General features: G+C 38.3%; 14 protein-coding genes. 4 read left to right on the forward strand and 10 right to left on the reverse strand.

What is annotated here, in order from left to right; genetic code table 11:
- Positions 1-152 precede the first annotated feature (152 nt).
- Positions 153-1,184, reverse strand: a complete 1,032-nt coding sequence (gene queA, locus ACQKTA_RS07525; RefSeq protein ID WP_427813334.1) for a tRNA preQ1(34) S-adenosylmethionine ribosyltransferase-isomerase QueA — start codon at positions 1,182-1,184, stop codon at positions 153-155.
- Positions 1,185-1,664: 480 nt separating this feature from the next.
- Between queA and ACQKTA_RS07530 the strand changes: the two genes are divergently transcribed.
- Genes ACQKTA_RS07530 through ACQKTA_RS07545 form a run of 4 tightly spaced genes read left to right on the forward strand, consistent with a single transcriptional unit; the run spans position 1,665 to position 5,064 of the window.
- Positions 1,665-2,837 (forward strand): betaine/proline/choline family ABC transporter ATP-binding protein, encoded by a 1,173-nt coding sequence (locus ACQKTA_RS07530; RefSeq protein ID WP_427813335.1) that lies wholly within the window; start codon positions 1,665-1,667, stop codon positions 2,835-2,837.
- A gap of 2 nt (positions 2,838-2,839) precedes the next feature.
- Positions 2,840-3,475 (forward strand): ABC transporter permease, encoded by a 636-nt coding sequence (locus ACQKTA_RS07535; protein WP_332580406.1) that lies wholly within the window; start codon positions 2,840-2,842, stop codon positions 3,473-3,475.
- A gap of 3 nt (positions 3,476-3,478) precedes the next feature.
- Positions 3,479-4,396, forward strand: coding sequence for an osmoprotectant ABC transporter substrate-binding protein (locus tag ACQKTA_RS07540; RefSeq protein ID WP_332653637.1), 918 nt, complete (start codon positions 3,479-3,481; stop codon positions 4,394-4,396).
- Between the two features lie 5 nt (positions 4,397-4,401).
- On the forward strand, positions 4,402-5,064 hold the full coding sequence (locus ACQKTA_RS07545) for an ABC transporter permease (protein WP_407855046.1): 663 nt from the start codon (positions 4,402-4,404) through the stop codon (positions 5,062-5,064).
- Between the two features lie 109 nt (positions 5,065-5,173).
- Here ACQKTA_RS07545 and ACQKTA_RS07550 read toward each other — a convergent pair whose 3' ends face one another.
- From ACQKTA_RS07550 to ACQKTA_RS07590, 9 genes are all read right to left on the reverse strand, one after another.
- Positions 5,174-7,015, reverse strand: a complete 1,842-nt coding sequence (locus tag ACQKTA_RS07550; RefSeq protein WP_332653639.1) for an ABC transporter ATP-binding protein — start codon at positions 7,013-7,015, stop codon at positions 5,174-5,176.
- Positions 7,016-7,029: 14 nt separating this feature from the next.
- Entirely contained in the window at positions 7,030-9,411 is a 2,382-nt protein-coding gene (locus tag ACQKTA_RS07555) for an ABC transporter ATP-binding protein (protein ID WP_427813336.1), read from the reverse strand.
- On the reverse strand, positions 9,411-9,857 hold the full coding sequence (locus tag ACQKTA_RS07560; protein ID WP_427813337.1) for a MarR family winged helix-turn-helix transcriptional regulator: 447 nt from the start codon (positions 9,855-9,857) through the stop codon (positions 9,411-9,413). Before ACQKTA_RS07560 ends, ACQKTA_RS07555 begins: the two co-directional genes overlap by 1 nt.
- A gap of 195 nt (positions 9,858-10,052) precedes the next feature.
- Positions 10,053-11,876, reverse strand: coding sequence for an APC family permease (locus tag ACQKTA_RS07565; protein WP_427813338.1), 1,824 nt, complete (start codon positions 11,874-11,876; stop codon positions 10,053-10,055).
- A gap of 153 nt (positions 11,877-12,029) precedes the next feature.
- Complete coding sequence (locus ACQKTA_RS07570) at positions 12,030-14,756, reverse strand: YhgE/Pip family protein (protein WP_427814524.1); 2,727 nt, start codon at positions 14,754-14,756, stop codon at positions 12,030-12,032.
- A 161-nt stretch (positions 14,757-14,917) separates the two neighbouring features.
- On the reverse strand, positions 14,918-15,238 hold the full coding sequence (locus ACQKTA_RS07575; protein ID WP_427813339.1) for a hypothetical protein: 321 nt from the start codon (positions 15,236-15,238) through the stop codon (positions 14,918-14,920).
- The gene (locus ACQKTA_RS07580) at positions 15,235-16,173 is read right to left on the reverse strand and encodes an NADP-dependent oxidoreductase (protein ID WP_427813340.1); all 939 of its coding nucleotides are present in this window, start codon (positions 16,171-16,173) and stop codon (positions 15,235-15,237) included. The genes ACQKTA_RS07575 and ACQKTA_RS07580 overlap by 4 nt, the downstream gene beginning before the upstream one ends.
- 138 nt (positions 16,174-16,311) lie before the next feature.
- Positions 16,312-18,189: an ABC transporter ATP-binding protein gene (locus ACQKTA_RS07585; protein WP_427813341.1), complete on the reverse strand. Its 1,878-nt coding sequence runs from the start codon at positions 18,187-18,189 to the stop codon at positions 16,312-16,314.
- Positions 18,182-19,924 (reverse strand): ABC transporter ATP-binding protein, encoded by a 1,743-nt coding sequence (locus ACQKTA_RS07590; protein WP_427813342.1) that lies wholly within the window; start codon positions 19,922-19,924, stop codon positions 18,182-18,184. Before ACQKTA_RS07590 ends, ACQKTA_RS07585 begins: the two co-directional genes overlap by 8 nt.
- Between the last annotated feature and the right edge of the window lie 110 nt (positions 19,925-20,034).

Here is a 20,034-nt window from a genome sequence, read left to right on the forward strand (position 1 = left end):
ATTAAATAAAAGTAGTATATAAATTCGAATGGTTTAATCCTTCCGAGATACTTAGAGTCAGGCTTATCGAGAGCCTGGCTTTTTATTTTTGCATATAAAAAGAAAGACCCTCGCCAAGGTGTCTTTCTTTATAAAGATAGCAAAAAATTTTCTTATTTTACAAACATCGCATCGCCAAAGCTAAAGAAGCGATAGCGTTCTTCTATGGCATGATGATAAGCAGCTAAGGTTTTTTCACGTCCGGCAAAGGCACTGACCAACATCACTAATGTTGATTTCGGTAAGTGGAAATTAGTTGAAAATGCTTGGACCACTTTGAATTCATAACCTGGAGTAATAAAAATATCCGTCCAGCCGCTATCAGCTTTGATTTCACCATCAAATTTTGTTCCAATCGTCTCTAATGTCCGGATCGAAGTTGTTCCGACAGCTACGATTTTTCCGCCGTTTGCACGAACCGTATTTAATTGAGCTGCGGCATCTTCTGTTAAACGATAAAACTCACTATGTATTTGGTGTTCTGCAATATTATCCACACTGACTGGGCGGAATGTTCCTAACCCTACATGTAGCGTTAAATAAACTAATTGAACACCTTTGGCAGCAATTTTTTCTAGTAGTTCTGGCGTAAAGTGTAACCCCGCTGTCGGTGCTGCTGCCGAACCATTTTCTTTCGCATAAACAGTTTGATAACGTTCTGGGTCATTCAAACGTTCTTTGATATATGGCGGTAACGGCATTTCACCAAGTGATTCTAGATTTTCTAAAAAGATTCCTTCATAAGAAAATTCAACGATTCGTCCGCCGTGTTCTAGTTCTTCTTTTACTTCTGCTTTTAATCGGCCATCGCCAAAAATAATTTGTGTGCCGACTTTTGCTCGTCGGGCAGGCTTGATTAGCGTTTCCCACTCGTCGCCTTGGGTGTTGTTCAAAAGTAAGACTTCTAAGTGTCCGCCGGTTTCTGGTTTTTCACCATACAAACGTGCTGGTAATACACGAGTGTCATTCATGACTAACGCATCGCCTGCGTTCAATTCGTCAATGATTGCATCAAAATGTTTATCCTCTATTTTTCCTGATTGATGGTCCAACACCAATAAACGAGAGCTATCTCGTTTTTCTAGAGGGGTTTGAGCAATTAATTCTTCGGGTAAATCAAAATCAAAATCTTCTGTCGTTAACATAGCTTCTCCTCTTTTCCTTCGCTATTCTATCATGGAGTATTGTCCTTGAAAAGCATCCCGCTGTTTTACTTATACAAGTGACCACTTATTCTTTCAGTAATTTTCATTGAAGAGTTTCTAAAATTAGACAATTTCGTTTTTTATTCTTATCTATTTCATCTATAAAAAACAGTTTATCCGTAATAAAAATTTATGAAAGTGTTATTTCCTATCCAAAAAATACTTTTTTCTCTAGGTCATTGTAACTAAAAAATGCCATTTATTTGTTTTTAATCTCCCCTTGTTGCATACTAAAATCATAAGTCTGTTCACTTTATTACATTTAGTCATTTGTTTATTTTATTCTATCTTAAAAAAAATGGATAATTCAAGCGATGAAATTATTTAAAAAATAAAGGAATAGAAATAACTATGAAGGAATCTGGGAACTATTTTTCTTGATAAGAATAGCTTTTCCGAAGATAAAAAAGGAGTGAAAAAATGATTGAATTTGACCACGTTTCTAAAATTTATAATGGAAACAAAGTAGCTGTCGAAGACGTCAATCTTTCTTTTGAAAAGGGAGAATTTATTTGTTTAATTGGTACTAGTGGGAGCGGAAAAACGACGACGATGCGGATGATCAATCGCATGATTGATCCTACAAAAGGGACCATCAAAATCGATGGCGAAGATATCCAAGAGAAAAATCCGGTCGAACTACGCCGGCAAATCGGTTATGTCATCCAAAATATTGGTTTGATGCCGCATATGACGATTCGCGAAAATATCACGCTCGTTCAGCGTCTATTAAAAGTAGACAAAGAAGAACAAAACAAAACGGCGGAAAAAATGATTGATCTAGTGGAATTACCTCGTGATATGCTGGATCGTTATCCTCATGAATTATCTGGTGGACAACAACAACGGATCGGAGTCGTTCGAGCGCTAGCAGCGGATCAAGACATTATTTTGATGGATGAGCCTTTTGGTGCATTGGACCCGATCACTCGCGACTCGTTACAAGATCTGGTTAAAGATTTACAAGATCGTTTAGGAAAAACGATCGTCTTTGTAACTCATGATATGGATGAAGCCTTAAAGCTAGCAAATCGAATCGCCATCATGGATGATGGGAAAGTGATTCAATTTGACACACCTGAAAATATCTTGCAGCAACCTGCCAATGAATTCGTTGAAGAATTATTGGGTGAAGATCGTCTATTGCAAGCAAAACCAGACACCACAACTGTTGGAGAGATCATGCTAAATTCTGCCGTTTCGATTACCCCAGAAAAAAGTCTACAAAATGCGATTCGCTTAATGCGTGAAAAACGCGTAGACACGTTGTTGATCGTTGATGAAGACAACGTCTTAAAAGGTTTTGTGGATGTTGAAACGATCGATAAAGAACGCCGCCGCGGTAAAGCTACCAGCGTTGGGGATATCATCAATCCGAATGTCTTCTATGTAAAAGAATCCGCATTAGTGCGAGACAGCTTACAGCGAATCTTAAAACGCGGAGTAAAATATGTACCTGTAGTTGATGATCAAAATCACCTCGTTGGAATCTTAACCAGAGTTTCCTTAGTGGATATCATTTACGACGTGCTTTGGGGTGAAGAAGAAACGTTTGGTGATGCCGCTGAAAATATTACAAGTGAGGAGGCGTAAACATGCAAGCATTCTTCAATCAATATGGAGGTCAAATGCTGACGAAAAGCGCTGAACATTTGTATATTTCTGCAATTGCACTAGGCCTTGGGATTTTAGTAGCAGTCCCTTTAGGTATTCTTTTAACACGCTTGCCTAAAATTTCAAACGTTGTCATTGGAATTGCCAGTGTCTTACAAACAGTTCCTTCATTAGCACTACTGGCTTTGATGATCCCGATATTCGGTGTAGGAAAACTTCCTGCCATCATCGCACTATTTATTTATTCATTATTACCGATTTTACGCAATACCTTTATCGGAATGAAAAATGTCGATCGAAATTATCGCGACGTTGCAAAAGGTATGGGCATGACCAATCTGCAATCGATTGTTTCAGTTGAGCTTCCTATTGCGATTCCAACGATCATGGCTGGTATTCGTTTAGCCGCTGTGTATGTTATTGCGTGGGCAACACTCGCTTCTTACATCGGTGCAGGCGGTTTAGGTGATTTGATCTTTAGTGGTTTAAACAACTTCCAACCACCATTGATCATTGCCGGAACGATCCCAGTAATCTTAATGGCATTGATTGTCGATTTCATCTTAGGATTACTTGAAGATCGTATGACCCCGATTGCTTTAAGGAAGGAGGAGTAATGAATGAAAAAACTTAAAATGGTTGCCTTGTTAGGACTTTCTTTACTTCTTTTGAGCAGCTGTTCGTTCCCTGGGCTTGCTACAAATGACAATGATGATACGATTGCTATTACTGGCGGGATCACTTCAGAAATGCAGATTTTAGGGAGTATCGTTGCTGGAATGGTTGAGCATTACACGGATAAAGATACGACGGTGATCAATAATTTAGCGACCAATATGATCAATCATCAAGCGATGATCAAAGGTGATGCTTCGATTTCAGCAGCTCGTTATACGGGTACTGACTTATCTTCGATCCTGCAATTGCCCGCTGAAAAAGATCCTACAAAAGCTTTTAATATCGTTCATGACCAATTTGAAAAGCAATTCGATCAAACTTGGTTCCCTTCTTATGGGTTCGATAATACGTATGTCTTTTTAGTTCGAAAAGATACGGCAGAAAAATACAATTTAAAAAAAGTGAGTGATTTGAAACGTGTATCTGGAGAATTAAAAGCTGGTGTTGATACTTCTTGGATTTCTCGTGAAGGTGATGGCTACGAAGGCTTCAAACAAGCTTATGGATTTGAATTTTCTTCAATTCTTCCAATGCAAGTCAGCTTAGTTTATGATGCACTCTCTGCTGGGAAAATGGATATCGTTTTAGGTTATTCAACTGATGGACGAATCGCCAGCTATGATCTAGTTATGTTAGAAGACGATCTCAATTTCTTCCCGCCTTATGATGCGGCGCCCATCGTATCTAACAAGTTGCTAAAATCTGATCCTAAAGTAAAAGATGCTTTGGATCGTTTAGCAGGGACGATCTCAACGAAAGAAATGCAAAAACTTAATTATCGGGCCGACAATGATTTAGTGGAACCACAAATCGTGGCGGAAGATTTTCTAAAAGAACATAACTATTTCGAAGGGAAGTGAGCGTAGTGGAAAATCTTAATACTTTTCAACAATTCATTCAATATTATCAAACGAATGGCAGTATCATTTTCGCACAATTTATACGCCACTTCTTGATATCGATTTACGGAGTCATTTTTGCAGCAATCGTAGGTATTCCTATCGGGATTTTTATCGCCCGACACCGAAAATTAGCGAACTGGGTCATTCGTTTAGCTAATGTGATCCAAACGATTCCTTCATTGGCAATGATCTCTGTACTAATGATTGGAATGGGTTTAGGTGTGAATGTCGTGATCCTAACAGTCTTCTTATACTCATTATTACCAATCATCAAAAATACTTATACTGGGATGCGCCAAGTCGATAAGAATGCTTTAGATGTTGGTACCGGAATGGGAATGACCAATTGGCAACGATTATATATGATTGAGCTGCCATTATCGATTTCTGTTATTATGGCGGGTATCCGAAATGCCCTTGTCGTGGCTATCGGAATTACTGCAATCGGTGTATTCGTTGGAGCCGGTGGTTTAGGAGACATCATCTTGCGTGGTACAAACGTGACTGACGGGACAGCTATCATCTTAGCTGGTGCATTGCCAACTGCATTGATGGCTATCATTACGGACTGGATTTTGAGTATCGCCGAAAAACGGTTAGATCCAGCAAGTAAAACTAGCAGATAAAAAGTTCTTACTATTACCGAAACGCTGATCTTTTACTTAACAGATATCAAAAAAGAAGCTGAGACAAACGTATTTTCTACGTTTATCTCAGCTTCTTTTAGTTAATACACTAGTCTGCTAATTCTTCAAATTGTGAATTGTATAAAGCTGCATACAATCCGTTTTGTGCTAATAATTCTTCATGATTCCCTTGTTCTTTGATATCGCCATCTTGCATATAAAGGATTTTATCTGCATCTTTGATAGTTGAAAGACGGTGAGCGATAACGAAAGATGTCCGGCCTTTCATCAAGTTATTCATTGCTTCTTGAATCAAACCTTCTGTCCGAGTATCAACAGATGAAGTTGCTTCATCCAAAATCAAAATTGGTTTATCTGCTAAGATTGCACGAGCAATCGTCAATAATTGTTTTTGACCTTGAGAAATATTAGAAGATTCTTCATTCAATTCCATGTCATAACCGCCAGGTAACGTCTTGATGAAGTGATCCACGTGAGCGGCTTTCGCTGCTGCGTAAACTTCTTCATCCGTAGCATCTAAACGGCCATAACGTAAGTTGTCCATGATCGTACCTTTGAACAACCAAGTATCTTGAAGCACCATCCCGATATTTTTACGTAAGTCTGCGCGATTGAAATCACGGATATCATGTCCATCGATTTTAATGGCACCAGAGTTTACATCGTAGAAGCGCATCAATAATTTAACCATAGTTGTTTTACCTGCACCAGTTGGTCCAACGATGGCTACTGTTTGGCCTGGATCTACATGGGAAGTAAAATCTTGGATGACGATTTTATCAGACGTATATCCGAATTGAACGTGATCAAAATCAACCATGCCTTCTGCTTTATCAATCATTACAGGATTTTCAACTGTTTGGTCTTCTTCATCTTCTGCTAAGAATTCAAAAACACGTTCAGCCGCGGCAGCCATTGATTGCAACATATTTGAAACTTGTGCTAATTGCGCGATTGGTTGAGTCAAATTACGGACATATTGGATGAAGGCTTGGATATCACCAACAGTGATTGTTCCATTATAAGCCATGATCCCACCGACGATTGCCACACCAACATAACCTAAGTTACCGACAAAGTTCATGATTGGTTGCATCAAACCAGAAAGAAATTGTGATTTCCAAGCAGATTTGAATAAAACATTGTTTTGTTCTTCAAATTCTTTCAACGAGTTCTCTTCTTCATTGAATAAACGAACGATCGTATAGCCACCGATTGTTTCTTCAACTTTCCCGTTGATCACACCAAGATATTCTTGTTGTGTTTTAAAGTATTTTTGTGAATTTTTGACAACGATCAAAATCAAGACTAATGAGATCGGTAAGATCAAGATCGCCACACCTGTCATTTTTACAGAAATCGAAAGCATCATAACGATAACTCCGATGATCGTAAAGGTCGATGTGATCAACTGAGTCAAACTTTGATTCAATGATTGACCCAAAGTATCAACGTCATTCGTGATACGAGATAAGACTTCACCAGTCGTCCGACTTTCAAAATAATTCATTGGCATGCGATTGATTTTTTCAGAAATCTCTTTACGCATCCGATAAGTGATCTTTTGCGAAATCGTCGACATGATCCAGCCTTGAACGATTCCGAATAAAGAAGCGACTACATAGAGTCCTAACATGAATAATAGGATCCCGCCGATTTTTTCAAAATTGATATCGCCAGTTCCTTGATACTTTTTGATTAACCCGTTGAACAATTCAGTGATTGCTTTAGATAAGATTTTTGGCCCCCAAATATTGAATATGGTTGAAGCCATTGCAAAGATCATTACAAAGAATACACCGATTTTATAAGCGCCTAGATAAGAAACTAATTTTTTGATTGTTCCTTTGAAATCTTTAGCTTTTTCTACTGGTGCGCCCATTCGTCCAGGTCCGCCACCACGAGGGCGATTTTGTTTTTGTTCTGCCATTCTTTTCGCTCCTCCTAATCCGCTTCTTCAATGCCTAATTCAGCATTACTTAATTGTGACTGTGCAATTTCTTGATAAACAGTAGATGATGCCATCAACTCTTCATGGTTTCCTTGAGCAACGACGCGACCTTCATCTAATACGATGATATTGTCCGCATGTAGAATCGTTGAGATTTTTTGAGCAACGATGATTTGTGTAACGCCTTTAACATTTTCAGCAAGTGCTTTACGCAAAGTAACATCGGTCTTGTTATCAAGTGCTGAGAAAGAGTCATCAAAGATCAAGATCTTAGGATTTTTAGCTAAAGCACGTGCGATTGACAGACGTTGTTTTTGTCCACCAGAAACATTTGTCCCACCTTGTGAGATTTCCCGTTCAAATCCTTTTTCATTAGCGTTGATAAATTCATTTGCTTGAGCAATTTCTGCAGCTTTTTTCATTTGTTCATCTGAGATATCAGCATCACCAAATTTAATATTTGAAGCAATATCCCCAGAGAACAATACACCTTTTTGCGGTACGAAGCCCATTAATTCATGCAATTTGTGCATGCTCATTTCACGGATATCGATACCATCGATCGTAATGCGACCGCCAGTTACATCAAATAATCGCGGAATCAAATTCACGATCGTTGATTTACCTGAACCGGTTGATCCAATCAAGGCCGTAGTCTGTCCTGGTTTGGCAGTGAAATTAATATGATGAAGAACATCAGCATCAGCATCACCATAGCGGAATTGAACACCTTCAAATTTCACTTCACCTTTAAAGTCATGATCATCTTTTGGATTTTCTGGATCTTTGATGGTAGGTTCGGTATTCAAGACTTCATCGACACGACCAGCTGCTACGTTTGAACGCGGCAAAATGATTGAAACCATTGATAGCATCATAAATGCCATAACGATTTGCATTGTGTAAGTGATAAAGGCCATCATATCCCCAACTTGTAATTGACCATTGTCCATATTGTGACCGCCAACCCAAACGATCAAGACTGAAATACCATTCATCAATAACATCATAAGCGGCATCATCAATGACATTGCACGGTTAACAAACATTTGTGTTTTCATCAAATTTGTATTCGCAACATCAAAACGTTTTTCTTCAAAACGTTCACGAGAGAATGCTCGAATAACTGGTAACCCAGTAATGATTTCCCGTGAAACCAAGTTCACACGGTCGACCAAGTTTTGTAACGCTTTGAATTTTGGCATTGTCGTTCCTAATAATGAAATCACTAAAACCAATACAGCACCGACCGCTACTCCGACGATCCAGCCCATACCTGTTCCTGTTTGATAGACACGATAAATCCCACCAATACCTAAGATCGGTGCGTATAAAACCATACGCATGATCATAACAATCCCCATTTGGATTTGTTGGATATCATTAGTATTACGGGTGATCAATGAAGCAGGCGAGAATTTTTCCATTTCATTATTTGAAAAAGAAAGTGTTCGTTTGTATTGACCAACACGCAAATTTTTACCTACTGTTGCGGCAACTAATGAAGCAATCAGACCGACGATGATGGCAGCCACTGCGGACACTAACGTCAAGCCAACCATCTTCATACCAGTTTGGATCATGTAATCATTTTGGATTTTTCCAGTATTCACATCTAATGCTTTGTATTCAGCTAATGTTAATTGGATACCCACTGTTTTCAGTGAATCTTCACCCATGTCGCCTAAACTTTCTTTTGTTGCTTTACGAGCCGCGTTGACTTTTTCTGGCATCGCATCATTTTTAGCTTTGATTGAAGCACCTAACGCTTGCGCTTCTGTTCCTTTTGCTTGCGCTTGGGCAGCAAGTTTTTGAGCTTCTGCTCCTTTGGCTTGGGCTTGAGCAGCATCTGTCGCTGCGGCAGCTTCTTTCCCAGCGGCTTGTGCTTGTTCACCTAATGTTTTTGCTTCTGTTCCTAATGCTTGAGCTTTCGCAGCATCAGTAGAAATAGTTTTGTAATCATCGATGACTGCTTTTGCTTCTTTTGCATTGCTAGAATCTTTTGATTGAGCGGAAGCGATCATCATCATTGGTAGATTAAAGATATCGGCTAGTTTTTCTTTTGTCATACCATCTTGAAGATCCAATTTATAAATATCAACTTTTTTACCATCAACGGTTTGAGTAGTTGCTTTATAATTGTCTTCAATTGTTTGCTTCTCTTTATCGGTCATAAAGATCTCGATTCCTTGAAGCGTTGATTTTCTGATTTTATCTGGAGTCGACTGTTCTAGCCCTCCTTGTTGGATACCGACGTCAACGATGTCCGACGTCAAACTCGGTAAGCTCAAATCACTGTATGCTTGAACGATTAATAACATTAATACGGCAAGAATCGCATACCAGTATTTGCTAAGGTATTTAAAAATCTTCACTATTGATCACTTTCCCCTTCCGCGGACAATTTTTGAGAGTAGCCGACAAACTTAGCAGTTAATTCAAGATACTTTTTGGTGTCTTCTTCTCCCATAAGCTCAAACACTTGAATAATTTTTGCACGCATCTCTTGCTTTTCAGATTTAGCTACTTTTTTACCTGCTTCTGTCAAACTCACATTGATCCTTCGACGATCGTCAGGATCCATCGTTCGAATCACTAAACCACGTTTTTCCAGATTGTTTAAAACAGCAGCGATTCGAGCAGTTGATAAGTTTGAGGTGTCCGCTAAATACTTAGGATTTGTTGGTTCACCTAAACGATCTAAAACTTTGATGACAATACTAGCGCCTTTGCTGCTTTTCTCGATTTTACTAAAAGCACCATGGCGATTCTTTAACATCATCTGCATGAGCTCGCGTTCTGCTTCTTCTGCGAATGTCATAAGACTCCTCCTTTTTTTATTTTTCATTAATACCTAATAATGTTAGTAATTAATGCTATTTGATATTAATGCTATTCGACATTAAAATCAAGTCTTTTACTTTAAAAATAAAAATGAATACGTTTTTATTTTTTCTCTTAATATTTTATTTAAATAAAAAAAGAGCTTGCCCAGATTCGGACAAACTCCATATATTTATTTTTTCAAATGATAGTTATACGTACTGATGATGATATCATCTCGATACGATAACCGGTAACGCAAGCGTAAAGCTGTTTGGTTGTGTAACGAACGTTTCCATGTTTTATTTGGAACAAACTCTGGAATCAAGACAGTCGTTGTATAGTTATGTTCTTTCGCATTTTTGCTGACACGATCAACATAACGGCTAACTGGATTAATAATCGAACGATACGGCGAGCGTACAACTGAAAAACGAACATCTGGGAATTTCTCACGGAAATCATGGCGAATCTCTCGTTCTTTTTCTTCATTTTCTTCTAAAGATACGTGCATCGCGATTACATAGTCACCGATCGAACGTGCATAATTGATTGCCCCGATATTCACTTGAGTGACGTTACCGACTAACACGATTACTGTATTGCCTTCATATTCATGTAATTTGACATCATCTGATAATCTCAATTGTTCGGCCACATTTTTATAATGTGTGTGTACTTTATAAAAAGCAAAAATCAAGATCGGCATGATGATAAAGAACGGCCAAATATCAACTAAACGATATGCAAACAAGATAATGACGATTGCAAATGAAATCAATGCTCCAATGATATTAGCGATTGATTTTCTTAACCAATGTTTGCCTTCTTTACGCCATTTCAAGACCATTCCTGTTTGCGACAATGTAAATGGAATGAACACTCCAACTGAGTACAAAGGAATCAAACGTTCGGTTGAGCCTTGGAAAATCAATAATAGAATGATTGAACCTAAAGCTAACGTAATGATCCCATTAGAATAACCTAGACGATCACCACGGTCTTGGTAGCGATGCGGTAAAAATTTATCTTTCGCTAAATTATAAGCTAAAACGGGGAAAGCAGAAAATCCTGTATTGGCAGCCACTGCTAAAATCAACGCTGTTACGAATTGTAAGATATAGAACATCATTCCTTTACCAAAAACAGCTTCTCCAACTTGAGATAAAACTGTTACTTGAGTTGTCGGCACGATTCCGAACCAATAGTTCAAGAAAGTAATTCCAGTAAAGAAGAATCCTAAAATCAAACCCATCATTGCTAAGGTACCGGCGGCATTTTTAGCCCGCGGTTTTTTAAAGAACGGTACGGCGTTACTAATGGCTTCAACCCCGGTCAACGAAGAAGAACCAGAAGAAAAAGCTCGTAATAACAGCGCCATTGAAATACCTGGAACGACAGCGCCAACTTGAGCTGTCGCATGCATTGGTTCGGCACCAGTAATAATCTTGAATAAACCGACAACGATCAAAATCGTAATAACTGCGATAAAACTGTACACCGGGGTCATCAATAAGCCGGCACTTTCACGCAAGCCGCGTAGATTCATCAACATCAATAATAAAACAATAATAATAGAAATTAACACACGATGATGATACAACGCTGGTATCGCAGAGGCTATCGCTTCTGCACCCGCGGAAACAGATACCGCTACGGTCAACATATAATCGACTAGGAGCGAACCACCAGCAATCAAGCCAGCATTCTTACCTAAATTTTCACTACTAACAACGTAGGCGCCTCCTCCATGAGGATAAGCATGAATAATTTGACGATAAGATAAAATCAATGATGCTAATAAAATCAAAACAACAATTGCAATTGGCAATGAATACCAAATCGCTGCGGCGGATAAAGTCACCAACACGACCACAATTTGTTCTGTACCGTATGCAACAGAAGATAACGCATCTGATGAAAGCATTGCTAAAGCCGCAAAACGAGATAAATTCTGGTCATCATTTTCAGAAGACTTCAATGGTCGGCCAACCAGCAAACGCTTAAGATAATCCACTAAACTCACTCCTTTTAAAAAATATAAACAAGCGAAATATTACTCGCACTCACCCTAATTGTCAATGTTTTTTTCAACGTCTTTACACACTCTAAGTAAAACATGAAAACAGGCAAAACAACAGTAATAAGCTGTTGCTCTGCCTGTCATATTTTAATGGAAGATTTTACTTTCATGAGAGACTTTCGTAAGCTTCTCTAAATGTGGTTGTACGAGCGGATATGCCCATAATCCTACAATACCAAAAACGATAAAAATACCGATCATAATGATGATATCTTGTGTAGCATTTGGCCAGTAAATACCACCAGCACTTTCACGTAAAAGATTAACCGCATGAGTAAATGGCAACCACGGATTGACTGCTTGGAAGAATTTACCAGATACTTGGATCGGATAATTCCCGCCCCCACCAGATATCGATAGTACAAGAATGATAATCGCGATTCCTTTTCCGACCGTTCCGAATAGCGCTACAAGGGTGTAGACCAACATCATGAAGGCTAAAGCAACAAGAACAGCGAATAGTACACTATAGACCGGATTTTTAACATCGACACCTAATAAGAAAATATTACCTAAAGTTACAATCAATGCTTGGCCAACGCTGACGACTAAGTACGTCAACATCCGTGCACCGTAGCGTTCACGTTTTGTATATTTGCCACGATCTTTTTTGTCTAAAACAAACTCGGTCGTAGTTACACTAGAAAACAATACTGCTCCTACCCATAGACACAACGCCGTATAGAACGGTGTGCTGGCAGAACCATTATTTTCAATTGGATATAAGGTGTTTGCTTTTAACTCAACTGGTGTAGTAAAGAAGTCACTCTCTTTTTGCGCATCCAATTTCAATAATTTTAGTACTTCACCAAAATCAATTGTTTGATCACCTTTATCAATAGCATTGGCTGCTTTTTGAATACCACTACGTAGTGATGGCCAATCGTTTTTGATTAAATCAGAAGCCATGTCTAAAGCTTTTTCTACTTCAGGCATTTTTTCATTTGCTACGTTTAGCCCATTAGTCAAATCAGTTTTTACACCTGGCCAATCATTTTGCATAAAATTAGCTGCTAAAGATAATTTTTGTTCTACTGTTGGCAATTCATTGTTATAAAGATCCGCGCCAGTATTGATACCATTAACGATATCATTCATATGTCCATTCAATAAGGTATTGGCATCGTGGACTTCTTGACGAATGGCCGGCATTTGTTTTTGATATTTTTCTAAGAAGGTAATGGCTGTACTTACCGTCCCTTCTGTCGAATTCAACAATGAAGCAAAATCAATTTGTTGCGCTTGATTCAATACACCTTGAGCTGTAGCAATCGTTGAAATTAATTTATCAAGGACTGTTTCAATTGTTTTTCCAGCTTGCTCTGCATCAATGCTATTTACTAATGTTGCTATATTACCAGCAGCACTATTAATTTCACTTAAATATTCCTTGGCCTCAGCTGTACTACCATTTTGAACTAAATCATTCAAATGACCAAAACGATTACTTAGATCACTCAATGAATTTTTGACATTACTCAATTGGTTGATCATATTCGTCAATGTTTGGCTAGCATCGGTATTGCCATTATCCTCTGCAGTCTGTTTTAAGTCATTTAAAAATTGAGTCAATTTATCAATTGCATCTTGTTGGGCTGCTAAGTTATTTTGAAAATCACTAATAAGTGACGCGATATGCGCTTTTTCATCTGCAGTCAGCTCTTCTTTATCTAATAGCGTAGAAATATCACTTGTTAACGATTGAGTTGATGTTGCTACTTGTCCAATCGATTGTAATGTAATTTGAACACTACTTGAAATATTAGGCACAGCTTCTTTTAATTTTTCTGCGCCATCTTTAGTTGTTGAAGCTAAGTCATCTGCTTGATTGCCTAACTTTTGAATATCTGGCAAGATCGTTTGAACTTGATGAATAATAGTCAAACCTTGTTTGGCTTCATTAATACCATCATTCATCGTTTTTTCGATTTCTGCAAAGTCGCTGTCGACTTGAGCGATTTGAGTACCTGCCTGTTGGATCTCTGGAATTTTTTGTTGTAAGGTCAAAATGACACTGGCCTGCTTCTTGATTTCAGGCATTTTCTGATTCAATGTGACCAATTTTTGACCCATTTCATCGATTTGCGGTAAATACGTTTGTAGCTCATTGGCTTTTGCTAGTTTTTCTTTTAGTTCTGGCAGTTTGCCTTGAACTTCTAGTACTTCTTGTGTATATTTATCGATTTCGTCTAGGTTATCATTCGTCGTTAAAATTAAATTTTTCACTTTATTAATACTCAACAAGTTTGCATCAATATCGTAGCCTATTTCATTAAAAACTTTCAACATTGTAGAACTAGCCGTTTTAATAAATTCTTGACTGATTTCTTGTTGAATCGAATTAGCTCCTTTTTCAGTTATTTTAGGAGCAATCGCATTAATCTTTTGATTTGAGTAATATTCGATTTTGGGTTTTTTGATATCCCCTGATGTAAAACTTAATAAATCTTCTGAGAATTCTTTAGGTAAATAAATACCTGCATAATACTTCCCAGATTTTACTCCGTCGACGACTTGCTTTTTCGAGTCAACGAATTTCCAACCTAACTGTTTATTTTCATGCAGGTTCTTAACAACTTCTTTTCCTATTTCTACATCTTTATCTTGAAATTTAGCTCCTGCATCCGCACTGTAAACTGCGATCGGTAATTCTCCTGTATTTCCATAGGGATCCCAAAGTGCTTTGATATTGAACCATGCATATAGCGAAGGAATCACAAATAAAGCGACCATTAAGAATATTGCGATTGGATTTTTTATAATACGACGCCAGTCTAATATGAAAAGACGCCACGTATTTTTGAGTGATTGAATAACTTTCATTGATTTCACCTACTATTTTTTTTGCTGTTTTAATGTAGCATGGAATTTCGGTAAATTTCAATTGTAATACGTGGCTGAAATCACCTTTTTGGACATTCCGATTAATTTGTCATAATTGTATCCCTTTTCATCTTCGACTCCTAAATAAATGCTTAAATCCTAAGTTTTTTTATAGCAAGAAATCGATCCAATAATTGATCTGTTGCTTGTTCTAACGCTTCATAATCACCATTTTCTTTGGACAAACGACGAATGGGCGTACTATCAAGATCAAGCAAGCTGACTGGTTGGAGTTGATCATCTTGATACTTTAAAGTAATTTCTGGATGGATGACTTTGTCTCCACAAGGTCCTGCGATTAGATACGCCAACTGGTAGCCCGTTTCAATTTTGCGAATCCGGTAATACCCATCGGATAATTCTTCTAAGCCATCAAAGCTAATTTTGACTTCATACCATTTTTGTTGGTTCATTCAGCGATTCCTTTCTTGATAATAATTTTTCCAACTGTACCATGTTCAGCTAAATTATTATGTCCTTTGATCACACTGCTTAATTTAAAGGGAAGTACTTCAGCGATTGCTATTTGAATTTGATCAGCGATTTGAGTAAATGAAAGCAAAGCTTCTTGGTCTGAATACTCTTTTGATGGACTATAGGCTATATACTGCCCTTCTTTGGTTTTCTCTTCTGGTAATTCATTCAGAGCGATGAAATTTCCGCCTTTTTTCATGGCATGCATGTCGCTTTGATTTCCATGGCCGCCTCTGGTTGCATCGATCACGGTATCTGCGCGATCAGCAAATAATTTCCCAATGTCCTCTTGATCATACGCACCGAATGCATCTGCGCCAAGTTTTAACACTAGTTCTTTATTTCGCATTGAGGCAGAGGCCAAGACTGTTTTACCTCTTTTTTTTAGTAACTGAACAAGCAAAGAACCGACTGCCCCAGATGCGCCTTGGACCAGCACAGTATTTCCGATTTTATCAGCTAAAACATGTGTGACTAAATTATAAGCAGTCAGCCACGGTGTAACTGACCCTGCGGCGGCTTCCCAAGACATCGTGACAGGTTTCTTTACTACCTTTTTTGTCGGTACAACGATTTCTTCACCATAAGCACCGCCAACAGCGTGCAGCAGGACTTCATCACCAATTGCAAAAGAAGAGTCATCACCTTTTATTTCAGTAACGATCCCGGCAGCATCATTGCCTAAGACATAAGGAAATTTTAATTTCCGAAAGGCTTGCATATCACCTTTTCGCAAAGCAATATCATACGGATTGATCGCAAAAGCTTTGATTGCAACTCTGATATGTGTCTCATCGATTACTCTTGGTTGAGCCTCGATCTCGATCAAAACATCCTCAGCTCTTCCGTAATCTTTCATCGCAAAACGTTTCATTTTCTACCACCCTTTCTTTGATTCAGCTACTTGAATTCATTTCATTAGCTCCATTGTAGTAGTAATATCTAGTGAATTCCAATAATACTAAAAAGATGTACGAAATTTTTCGCACATCTTTTTCTACTACTATTAATATTAATCTAATTCTACTTTTCCTGTATACAATTGATAATACATTCCACGTTCCGCTAATAGACTACCATGATCGCCGCGCTCAATGATTCGGCCATGATCCATCACCATGATCACATCTGAATTTTGGATCGTAGATAAGCGATGAGCGATCACGAAGACTGTCCGACCTTCCATCAAACGATCCATTCCTGATTGAACGATACTTTCTGTTCGGGTATCGATACTTGATGTCGCTTCATCTAAGATCATTACTGGAGGATCGGCAATCGCTGCTCGCGCGATCGCCAATAATTGCCGCTGACCTTGCGATAAACCATCGCCATCACCTGTAATGACCGTCTCGTATTTTTCAGGTAAATGATTGATAAACGTTTCAGCATTTGACAACTGCGCCGCTTGATAAACTTCTTCATCAGAAGCATCTAATTTTCCATAACGGATATTTTCTTTGATCGTCCCAGTAAATAGATGAGTATCTTGTAAAACGATACCTAGCGAAGAACGTAAAGAACTCTTTTTTATTTTCTTTACATTGACGCCGTCATAACGGATTTTACCTTCTTGGATGTCATAAAATCGATTGATCAAATTAGTGATCGTCGTTTTACCAGCACCAGTCGCTCCTACAAATGCGACTTTTTGACCAGGTTCTGCGTAAAGATTGATATCATGTAGGACTACATGGTCATCGTTATAACCAAAGTTCACATCTTCAAACCGAACATCTCCAGTTAAACGAACATAAGAAATACTTCCATCATCATGAGGATGTTTCCATGCCCAAATACCTGTGCGTTCTGTAGATTCTGCTAATTCCCCATTTTTTTCAGTAACGTTGACTAACGTCACATAGCCGTCGTCTACTTCTGGTTCTTCATCTAATAATTGAAAAATTCGTTCTGCTCCAGCTAAAGCCATGATCACAAAATTGATTTGTTGCGAAATCTGACTAATTGGACCATTCAATGAGCGGCTCAACTGTAAAAATGAAGCGATCATCCCGACAGTCAAAGCAGACACACCATATACCGCAAATAACCCGCCGACGATTGCCACTAGAACATATTGTATATTCAATAAATTCATCATGATCGGCATCAACATATTGGCTGTCGCATTGGCCTTCGTGGCACTTTCTTGCAGCTGTTCATTGATTACATCGAATTCTTTCATGGCTGTTTCTTCATGGTTAAAAATTTTCACAACTTTTTGTCCATGCATCATTTCTTCAACATAACCATTTACTTTACCTAATGAACGCTGTTGCGCACCAAAATATTTCCCGCTTCGATTTGTGATCACTCGTAAAATGACAAACATCAATGAAATCGATACAATCACAAAACACGCCAAAGGAATACTCAAAGAAAACATCGCAATAAAAACTGAGATGAACGTAACAAAGGCCATCATCAAATTTGGGATACTTTGAGAAATCATTTGTCTCAATGTATCTGTATCATTTGTAAAATGGCTCATGATGTCTCCGGCAGAGCGTGAATCAAAATAACGCAACGGTAATGTCTCTAAGTGTTCAAACATTTGGTCGCGGATTTTTTTCTGAGTCCCTTCAGAAACTTTGACCATGATCAAATTATAAGAAAGGGTCCCTATGATACCGACAAGATAAATCAATGCCATCGTTAAAATAGCCTTCAGTAAGCCTGAAAAATTAGGATTGCTTTGCCCGATCAATGGAGTGATATAGTCATCGATAACTACTTGCAAGAATAATGACCCGCGAACGTTAGCAAATGCACTTAGTAAAATCATGATACATACAATAAGTAATTGCAACTTATTCTCTTTCGCCATGATGACTAATAAGCGTTTCATCGTTTGGATAGGATTGGCTTTGGTTGATTCATTTTTATTCATCATGGTGATCACCGAATCCTTTCTGTTGAGAATCAAAAACTTCTTGATAAATCACATTATTCTTCAGCAATTCATCGTGAGTCCCGATACCGTTGATTTTTCCATCATCCAATACGATGATTCGATCAGAATCTTGGATCGAACTGATTCGCTGAGAAATGATGAAGGTCGTCGTTCCCGGAATCTCTTTCGCCAAACCTGAACGTATCGCCTGATCCGTTTTAGTATCAACAGCACTTGTAGAATCATCTAGGATTAAAATCTTTGGTTTTTTCAATAATGCTCGGGCAATCGTTAAACGCTGCTTCTGGCCCCCTGAAACATTATTGCCTCCTTCTGAGATCATTGTTTCGTATTTAGCAGGAAACTCTTGGATAAAAGGATCTGCTTGTGCGATTTTCGCAGCATGGATCACTTCTTCGTTCGTTGCATCGGCATCGCCCCAGCGTAAATTTTCCGCGATCGTCCCACTAAACAAGACATTATTTTGTAAAACCATCCCCACTTGATCGCGTAGCGCTTCTAAAGAATAGCGTCGAACATCATGTCCCCCAACTTTGATTTCACCATGCGTCACATCATATAAACGTGGAATCAGCTGGACCAGACTAGATTTCGAACTGCCTGTACCGCCAACGATTCCGATCACTTCACCAGATTTGATGGATAAATCAACATTTTCTAAAACCAATTTATCCATATCGTCTTTGTAACTGAAACATACATTTTTAAATTCAACCGCTCCATTTGGAACTTCAGTCAATGGGTCTTCGCCATCTTTTAGATCACTTTCTTCATTTAACACTTCAGAGATTCGCCGAGCAGATGTGCGCGCGATCATCAGTTGGACAAACGTCATCGATAGCATCATCAAACTCATTAAAATCTGCATCGTATAATTAAACATACTGACTAATTCACCTGTTGATAAAGCACTTTCTGTCACGATCAGTTTTGCACCTAACCACGACAACAAAAGCATACAAACATAGACGGCTATCTGTAATAGTGGCATATTAAAGGCAACAATTCTTTGTGCTTTCGTAAAGTTATCAAAAACTCTTTGTGATACTTGTCTGAATTTTTCTTCTTCATGCTCTTCACGGACATACGATTTTACCACTCGAATCCCTTGTAAATTTTCTTGGACAACATTGTTCAAACGGTCGTAGGTACGAAAGACTTTTTCAAATAGTGGAAAAGCAAAACGGATAATCGTTCCCAATCCGATGATCATGATCGGAACGATCACCAAGTAGATCATAGAAAGCTCACGGCTGATATTAAACGTCATAATCAAAGAAAAAATCAAAATCAATGGCGATCTAACTAAAATACGGATCACCATTTGATAAGCATTTTGAACATTGGTCACATCCGTTGTCAAACGTGTGATCAAACTGGCACTTGAAAAACGATCAATATTTGAAAACGAGAAGCCTTGAATCTGGGTAAATAATTTATGCCGCAAATTTTTTGCAAAACCAGCTGAGGCCACTGCGGCTGTCCGTCCGCCTAACGTTCCCATTGCTAAAGCAAAAATAGCACATAAGAAAAGCAAGCCACCGTAACGTAAAATCGTATCACTATCGCTTTTTTCAATTCCTTGATCAATCAATCCAGCCATGATCAATGGCATGATCACATCCATCAGTACTTCCCCCATCGTATACAATGGAGTTTGAAGGCTTTGTTTTTTGTATTCGCCAACATTTGCCAACAATTTTTTTAACATTCGTTCACGTCCTTCCACGCCTAAAATAACTTTGAAAAAAATACAATACTTTAAACAAGTAAAAATAATTGCTACCTATTCAGTATAGAGATTTTTAGTCTAAAATTCTA

This window comes from Enterococcus sp. 22-H-5-01, from assembly GCF_050310005.1.
GTDB lineage: Bacteria > Bacillota > Bacilli > Lactobacillales > Enterococcaceae > Enterococcus_A > Enterococcus_A hailinensis.

Coding starts and splice junctions, on each gene's coding strand:
- ACQKTA_RS07530 (WP_427813335.1), top strand. CDS start 1,665: ATGATTGAATTTGACCACGTTTCTAAAATTTATAATGGAAACAAAGTA.
- ACQKTA_RS07575 (WP_427813339.1), bottom strand. CDS start 15,238: ATGAACCAACAAAAATGGTATGAAGTCAAAATTAGCTTTGATGGCTTA.
- ACQKTA_RS07560 (WP_427813337.1), bottom strand. CDS start 9,857: ATGACATTCGCAGAAGAAGCAGAACGCGAGCTCATGCAGATGATGTTA.
- ACQKTA_RS07590 (WP_427813342.1), bottom strand. CDS start 19,924: ATGTTAAAAAAATTGTTGGCAAATGTTGGCGAATACAAAAAACAAAGC.
- ACQKTA_RS07540 (WP_332653637.1), top strand. CDS start 3,479: ATGAAAAAACTTAAAATGGTTGCCTTGTTAGGACTTTCTTTACTTCTT.
- ACQKTA_RS07580 (WP_427813340.1), bottom strand. CDS start 16,173: ATGAAACGTTTTGCGATGAAAGATTACGGAAGAGCTGAGGATGTTTTG.
- queA (WP_427813334.1), bottom strand. CDS start 1,184: ATGTTAACGACAGAAGATTTTGATTTTGATTTACCCGAAGAATTAATT.
- ACQKTA_RS07550 (WP_332653639.1), bottom strand. CDS start 7,015: ATGGCAGAACAAAAACAAAATCGCCCTCGTGGTGGCGGACCTGGACGA.
- ACQKTA_RS07535 (WP_332580406.1), top strand. CDS start 2,840: ATGCAAGCATTCTTCAATCAATATGGAGGTCAAATGCTGACGAAAAGC.
- ACQKTA_RS07585 (WP_427813341.1), bottom strand. CDS start 18,189: ATGAATAAAAATGAATCAACCAAAGCCAATCCTATCCAAACGATGAAA.